The 6830-nt window shown below is 48.2% G+C and carries 5 protein-coding genes and 2 pseudogenes; 5 read left to right on the top strand and 2 right to left on the bottom strand.

Annotation, left to right across the window (positions count from 1 at the left end; translation table 11 throughout):
- Positions 1 to 455: 455 nt before the first annotated feature.
- The 5 genes and pseudogenes from KAJ71_RS18860 to lpxO all read left to right on the top strand — a co-directional run bounded on the left by KAJ71_RS18860 (position 456) and on the right by lpxO (position 3966).
- Positions 456 to 1133 (top strand): hypothetical protein, encoded by a 678-nt coding sequence (locus KAJ71_RS18860; protein ID WP_248947095.1) that lies wholly within the window; start codon positions 456 to 458, stop codon positions 1131 to 1133.
- A complete protein-coding gene (locus KAJ71_RS18855) occupies positions 1130 to 1549 on the top strand; it encodes a hypothetical protein (RefSeq protein WP_248947094.1) in 420 nt (139 codons plus the stop codon). The genes KAJ71_RS18860 and KAJ71_RS18855 overlap by 4 nt, the downstream gene beginning before the upstream one ends.
- 72 nt (positions 1550 to 1621) lie before the next feature.
- Positions 1622 to 2101, top strand: coding sequence for an Hcp family type VI secretion system effector (locus KAJ71_RS18850; RefSeq protein ID WP_248947093.1), 480 nt, complete (start codon positions 1622 to 1624; stop codon positions 2099 to 2101).
- A gap of 200 nt (positions 2102 to 2301) precedes the next feature.
- A pseudogene (locus KAJ71_RS18845) lies at positions 2302 to 2742 on the top strand (phosphatase domain-containing putative toxin); the annotation flags it as partial.
- 321 nt (positions 2743 to 3063) lie between these two features.
- Positions 3064 to 3966, top strand: a pseudogene (lpxO, locus tag KAJ71_RS18840) (lipid A hydroxylase LpxO).
- Positions 3967 to 4169: 203 nt separating this feature from the next.
- Here lpxO and chaA read toward each other — a convergent pair.
- Both chaA and KAJ71_RS18830 read right to left on the bottom strand, forming a co-directional pair.
- Entirely contained in the window at positions 4170 to 5270 is a 1101-nt protein-coding gene (gene chaA / locus KAJ71_RS18835; RefSeq protein WP_248947091.1) for a sodium-potassium/proton antiporter ChaA, read from the bottom strand.
- A 309-nt stretch (positions 5271 to 5579) separates the two neighbouring features.
- Positions 5580 to 6398, bottom strand: a complete 819-nt coding sequence (locus KAJ71_RS18830; RefSeq protein WP_248947090.1) for a siderophore-interacting protein — start codon at positions 6396 to 6398, stop codon at positions 5580 to 5582.
- Positions 6399 to 6830 lie beyond the last annotated feature (432 nt).

Below are 6830 nucleotides of genomic sequence, written 5' to 3'. Positions count from 1 at the left end.
TGGCGGACTCAGCCCGGAACAATTTGAAAACCAGACCCTCGCTTAGTCGTGTGTCCATTGTTAGTGGGTAAGATCAGTACTCTATGTGCTGACTTAAATACATCGTTTAACGTAAATCATTTATCGGCCAGGCGCGACAGAGCGAAAGGTTTCAGTACCGATGACTGCTCGCTACAAGTGAATGCCAGTATCGCCTGGGCGGGCTAGGTTGCGACTGCTATATTTTTGAACTTGCAAGTTAAGTCAAACAAGTAATAGATATTAAATATTAATGGTTTTAAGTTTATTGATTTAATCAATGACTTGGTTTTATTACACTGAATTTATTTTAATTGATTGATTTTAATGTGATTTAGATAATTCAGTACAGAGAGCGAGTTTTAGAGTATGGACATAATTATTAATGTATAGTAATACTGATATTAATAAGCGAGGCCTGACAGGAGTTAGGGGATATGACAGCAAGGGACGATATAAAAAATAACAGATTAATCTATACCGAGCATCTCGGTTGGATTGATCTATGGCATGCTATGGGGGATGATGCCAGGGCGCTATGGGGGCAGTTATTTAGTGAGCCAGCTAATCCCTTACTAAAGGGGTATTTTTTGGTTAACTACTCCCAAACTATGGGGAAAACATATGCTGGAGTCAGTGTTCGCTCTGGTGTACGTGCACAATGGAAAGTTAAGAAAGGGCTGTCGATAGAAACTAAACGATCCATCGCTCTTTCCATGATGTTTTACGTTTCGCTAAAATTTGAAGGGCTGCAATCGAACGTTTTGTTTTCACGCTTAACGGACAGCGGTTATAGCTGTGAAGATCTGGTGTCAAACCTTTTGGGTTTTTACTCCGTAGTTCTTCCCCGTAACTACATGGCACTCATTCGACCAAAGTCAAAGGAATACGCACAGATGATATGGGACTATTATGGTCCTGTTGGGCGGTATAAAAACAATGAGCTAAAGGCGATTATCTTTCCTGACCCGGAGCGGTTTCCCAACAACGCTTATCCATATAAAAAGAGGCTTCCATCCTATCTGTCCTCTATCAAACCATTCTCTTCATATGAGAATGATCTTGTAATAAACACGATTGATGCCAACGTTTTTTTAGGGATGGGACTTAAATGAAAATAATGCTGATTTTTATCATTGCGGTATTAGCTGTTGTTTTTTATTTTGGGTGGTTGCTCACTATGCCTAAAGTTACATACACTGAGAAAGATTTTTTTAAGTATTATCTTCTGACGCACAAAGAGGTCAGGGATGCACCTAGGTTATCGAAAAACTATTATTTTGAGTATGGCCCTAGTGATATAACAGAACCAAATCGCAGTTCAATGTATGTTTGTGGACTGAGTAATGTTGACGAAGGTTACCAACGTTTAGTCTTATATGTTAATGAGACAGGAATACCTTTCGAGCCACAATATAAGTTTGGAGAACCGCTTCCTAAGAATGGCGATGAATATTTCACTCTCGAAAAGAGATACTTTGGAAGTAGTGAGCCATGTTTAATGTTAACGTTAACTGAGTGCGATGATTGAGTCGTAACTCTGTGTAATTAGAATTCCTTGAGCGGTTGTCAATGATGCAATATTCACTTTAAGGAAACCAATATGGCAAATCTGATTTATTTAACAGCAAAAGGGCGTACGCAGGGTTTGATTTCCGCTGGATGCTCGACATATGCTTCTATAGGAAATAGATATCAAGTCGGGCATGAAGATGAAATTCCTATCTTTTCATTTGATCATGATCTTACACGCGAACAGCATGTAAACCATCAGCCTATCGATTTCATCAAAGCGATTGATAAGTCATCGCCTCTGTTTGGTATCGCAATAACCAATAATGAGTTGCTGACGCTGCGTTTTGATTTTTATCGCACAGCGGCAGATGGCACTTTAGAACTGTATTACTCCATAGAAATCACGGGTGCGACAATTGTCGGCTTTTCCAGCCATTATCCAAATTCGTTAACCCATAATGATGCTCAACCCTATGAGTCGGTGTCGGTAAAGTATCAAAGTGTTACTTGGAAGCATCATGCAGCAGGCACCTCAGGTTATAGCATCTGGGCAGACAATGTTTATTGAGAGAATGACCTGCACCATGGCTCGAATGTTGCGTATAATCAGCGCCAAATTCACTTAGGAAAAGAGTTATGGATGACATTTGGCGCTGGCGAGCCAGCATAGGGAAAACGTGGTTACTGGGCGCTATGTTGCTGCTAGGGAATTTTACCGCCTCGGTACGAGCAACAACCCCAGAGAACTACCATTAGGTCTCGCCAGAACTCTATCGTTCGTCTCAACCCTCTGCTGCCCAGATGCAGACCCTCGAGCAGCAAGGCATCAAAACCGTACTCAGTTTACGCCAGTGGCATGATGACAACAGCGAAGCCAGAGGCACCGGCCTGCTTCTGCGCCGGATGGCGATCAACGCCGCTGTAATTAATGACGACATCGTGGTGACGGCGCTCAGAGAAATTCGTTTTGCGCTGAAACCGGTGTTGGTTCACTGCTGGCACGGTAGTGATCGTACCGGGCTGGTGGTGGCAATGTACCGCTTGGTGTTTGAAAATGCGGATAAGCCTGCGGTGCTGGCCGAATTGAGAAAGCCGGAGCATGGGTATCATGAAAACTATTATGCTGGAATTGCGCGCTATATTAGTGAGGTCGATGTCAGCAAGATACGGCAGCGGGTTTTTGCCGATAATCCCAGCAAGGGGAAGTGATTTGCTAGAAAAGGGTGAGGGTTGGGGTGAGGGGAGATCTCGATCGCCTGACCGACAATCCGGTATCTTTCCCCCGTAGGTACATTTACTCCTGCTAGCCCGACTCCGCTAAATCGATCGCTCCCTCCCTAGCGTAAATCCCATTCTCGTTTAAGCTTTGTGTAAATTTTCGCGACTTTTTATGTGGAATTTTGGTTTCAATAACGTTAGTTATTGATGCTTTCCAGCCGTTAAACCGATCTTAACGGCGCTAAGGGAATCATTGGGTTGTGTGCCGTGTTTGGCATATTAATGATCGGATTATGGGATTGTGACGTCGTCATGAAATATATCATTCTGATTTTATTTATTTTATGTGTGGTTTACATTCATTATCGTGGCCGTGTTCGCTATCCTTTTTGGCGTCAGCTTTCCGACCATTCCACCTTCACCGCACCGTTGAACGTGTTTATGTACCTGTTCTCACGGGTGCCGACCACGCCTTACCTGCAACTGGAGCCGTTTCCCGATCTCATTATCCTGCGTGACAACTGGCAGACCATTCGTGAAGAAGGGCAGCAGCTGATGGCGATCCAGCAAATCAAGGCGTCGGATAAATTCAACGATGCCGGATTCAACTCCTTCTTCAAAACCGGCTGGAAGCGCTTTTACCTGAAGTGGTATGAGGATAACCATCCTTCGGCAATGGTGTTATGCCCGCAAACTACTGCGCTGTTGCGCAGCCTGCCTTCGGTGAAGGCCGCGATGTTTGCCGAATTACCTCATGGCAGTCGCTTGCCACGCCACCGTGACCCTTATGCCGGTTCGTTGCGCTATCACCTGGGGTTGATCACCCCGAATGACGACCGCTGCTTTATCGAAGTAGATGGCGAACGTTACAGCTGGCGTGACGGCTAAGGGGTAATGTTTGATGAAACCTATCTGCACTATGCCGAAAACCAGAGCGGGGAAAACCGCCTGATCCTGTTTTGCGACATCGAGCGGCCGATGCGTTACCGTTGGGCGCAGGCGGTGAATCACTGGTTGGGGCGTAATTTGATGAGTGCTGCCACAGCACCGAATGAAGAGGGCGATCGTACCGGCGGCGTCAATCGGCTGTTCAAATATATCTATGCTGTGCGTAAGGTTGGCAAGCGATTAAAAGCCTGGAACAAGACGGGCTATTACATTATCAAATGGCTGCTGTTTGGCGGGATTGCAACACTGATTTTCATGGCGCTATAAATATACCCGTCGTCTTTCAAGCTGCAGCGTTGTTACCTGCACATAGCTATTCGGCCCATCCCTGGACCTCACCCCAGTCACTTACGAAAAGTAAGCGCTTGGGGATGAGTAAGCTTGTCGCCTAACTGCAGCTTGAAATTCATAGGGGGTATAGAACAGGGCGCAATCACTGCGCCCTGTTGATGTTTTGTAACCACCCGGTATCAGGCAAATATCGTCATCATATAAGCGGCAAACAGCGCCAGGTGCGCGGTGCCGTTCAACACGTTGGTTCTGCCGGTAGAGAACGAGATATGGCACAATATCAACACCGTCAGCATTACTACCATATGCGGTGCCTGCAGGCCGAAGATTAGCGTCTGGCCAGTCAGGGTGGCAATAATCGTTACCGCCGGCACCGTCAGAGAAATCGTCGCCAGCACCGAGCCGAAGAACAGGTTCATGGCGCGCTGCACCTGATTGTTCAACACCGCGCGCAGAGCACCCAACCCTTCCGGGGACAGGATCAGCAACGCAACCAGGAAACCGGTGAACTGGGTTGGCGCGTTCAGCTTGGTGAGCAAGCCTTCAAGCGGGTTGGCGTTGAATTTGGTGACGGCAATTACCGCGACCAGATGCACGATCAACCAGGCAGCATGCCACAGGCTGCTGTGTGAAGAAGGTTTACCGTGGTGCGGGTCGCCATCGTCATCTTCGTGTTCATAAACAAACAGGCTCTGGTGGGTTTTGGTCTGGATCAGCAGGAATACGCCGTACATCGCCGCTGAGATGGCCGCAACCAGCAGTGACTGACCCACGCTGAAGTTGCCCCCAGGCAGGGCGCTTGGCAACACCAGCACGATCACCGCCAGCGGGAAAATCGCCATCAGGTACTGTTTGATACCGCCAAGGTTAACGTACTGGGTCGCAAACTTGCGCCCGCCGAGCAGCAGGGCAACCCCAACCAGTCCGGCAGTCACAATCATGATGATTGAATACAGTGTGTCACGCATCAGGGCCGGGGCCGCGTCGCCGGTTGCCATCAGCGCTGAAATCAGGCTCACTTCCAGGATCACCACCGACAGGCTGAGGATCAGCGAGCCGTAGGGTTCACCCAGGCGGTGGGCCAGTACGTCGGCATGGCGTACCACGCTGAAAGCACTGCTGAGGATACCTACCAGGGCAATAATGTTGATGGCCACGATCAGTGGGAAACTGCTGGTACCGCTCCACAGGTTGAGCACAACCAGCGCGGCGATAGGGAAAATCAGGGAATACTCTGTGTGGCGAGATTTGGATCGGCCAGGATCGTTGTGCGACTTCATTACGGTACATCTCCTTCTCAAACTGCGTGGCCCGTCATCGCTGTTCACCTGCAGTAAGGGTCAGCGTATCCAGAAAGTTGTTAATAATAATAGGATAAACTCTGCGCATGACGCCGAGTAATAATGTGATGTTGTGTCTGGTTTTTAGACAGCAAAACTTTGCTTTATGTGATAAGAGTAACAAAAAAACCGCATCGGATGCGGTTTTATTTACTTACTTTTACGTAAAAATCCTTACATTCCTTGTTAAACGCCTATAAATGGGTTTTAACCACCGTTTTTTGCGAAAAATAAGGCAGATAATGGCGATCAGGAATCAATGTTATCCATGATATCGTGCCTTTTCTGATGGTAACCCTCTTCATTTAGCCCTTCACGCCAGTAAGGCACGGCGTAAAGCTGATTACGGTCACATTGGCGTTCCCGGCGTAGGTAACGACGCAGTTCGACCACCAGGCGATCCTCACCTGCCAGCCAGAACTGGGTGCCGTTATCCGGTAATGGCAAGGCGCAGAATTGCGTGATGAGATCGGCCGTTTTCTCCGTGCCACCAATGATCCAGCTTAGTTCAACACCGGCAGGCTTTTGCAGATCGATAACGTCCGCAGGGGTATCGACACGGATAAAGGCGTGGCCTTCACTACGTGCTGGCAAGTTTTCCAGCAGCGCGGCGATGGCCGGTAACGAAGAAGGATCGCCAGCCAGGCAGTAAAAGTCTGCTTCTGGCAGCATTGGCTTGGGGCCACCAGGATTGCTGATACCAATTTTATCCCCCGGCTTGGCCTGACGCGCAAAGTTGACCGCTGGCCCGCTGTGGTCGTGCAAGGCAAACTCAATATCTATCTCACCCTGTTGCGGGCGGACGGCACGAATAGAGTAGGTGCGAACTAGCGGGCGTACGGCATCGGCGGCCCATACCGGGCCCTTTTCAGTGAGCGTAGGCAGGTCTGGTTGAGTTTGGCCAGCGAGTGGTAAGAATACCTTGATATGTGCGGCGGCGGCTTCGGCTGGGTAATAACGCAGGTCAGGCGCGCTGAAGGTGATGCGCCGCAGATGCGGTGTGATGTCGCGTAAACGGGCTACTTCGATCAAATAGGGGGCGCGGCTGCGTGGGGTTTCGGTTGTCACGGGACTCTCCTTTATCATTCTGCCGCCAGTATATCATGCCATCTGATAATGAGAATTGTTTGCTGATTGCATGGCACATCAGGCCAAGGGGCGTCATCCGCTCGGATTGTATTTTTTTGCGGTTAAAACGTCGCTCTCCGTTAACAAATCGCAGGTGAAGGGTAAAATTTTACGTCTATTAATATTATTGCTGCTGGGTACAAATACTTTTTCACATTAAATATGCCTGGAAACTTGATTGAGAGGTCAGAAAAGAATATGGTCATTTATACCCGTCGTCTTTCAAGTTGCAGTGTTGTTATCTGCACTTACCCACGCCAGTCACTTACCCAAAAGTAAGCGCCTGGGGATGAGTAAGCTTGTTGCCTAGCTGCAACTTGAAATCTATAGGGTATATATTTTTTGCTGGGCGGTGGAAATAAATACGCCCCG

It is taken from the genome of Serratia silvae (assembly GCF_023282985.1).
Taxonomy (GTDB): Bacteria; Pseudomonadota; Gammaproteobacteria; order Enterobacterales; family Enterobacteriaceae; genus Chania; species Chania silvae.
This window is presented reverse-complemented; position numbering and strand designations above follow the sequence as displayed.